The sequence below is a fragment of the Nocardioides sp. genome, assembly GCF_024509035.1.
Taxonomy (GTDB): Bacteria; Actinomycetota; Actinomycetes; order Propionibacteriales; family Nocardioidaceae; genus Nocardioides.
In genome coordinates this window covers 1-534 of sequence record NZ_JANINT010000421.1, presented here as the reverse complement: position 1 = coordinate 534, position 534 = coordinate 1, and the positions used below count along the sequence as shown (strand labels likewise).

Here is a 534-nt window from a genome sequence, read left to right as displayed (position 1 = left end):
CGGCGAAGAGCACTGCCTGGCCCGGGCGTACGTTGGCCATCGACAGCGGCGTCCGCACCTGCCCCAGCGCGAACGCGGACAGCGCGGCGTCCGAGTCGGCACCGGTCAGGTGCCCTCCCACGATCGGGACCTCGTACATGTCGGCCGCGTCGCGCATGCCGCGCAGCACCTCGGACAGATCCGCGTCCCGACCGATGACGGTGTTGACGATGGCCTTGGGTACCCCACCCATGGCGGCCACGTCGTTGACGTTGGCCAACACGCTGGCGATGCCCGCGCCGTACGGATCGCTGCGAACGAACTGCGGCGCGATCGCCTCACCGCAGACGACCGCACGGGCACCGTCGAGCTCGACGACGGCCCCGTCGTCCCCCGGGCCGTGCACCGGATCGCTGGAATCCACGAACCCGGCCACCGCGGCGATCGCGCGCTTGCCGGACACGCCGGCGTGGCGGCGAACGACGTCGACGACGTCTCGGGGAGCCGTGCGAGTGATGGTGAGTGGTGGACCGGCCATGAGACGTATCCTATAGT

General features: G+C 70.6%; 1 protein-coding gene. It reads right to left on the bottom strand.

Translation table 11 applies throughout. The features are described 5' to 3' along the window. The coding region (locus Q0L15_RS22890) for an AIR synthase related protein (RefSeq protein ID WP_296607164.1) at positions 1 to 517 on the bottom strand (517 nt) is incomplete at its 3' end. Between the last annotated feature and the right edge of the window lie 17 nt (positions 518 to 534).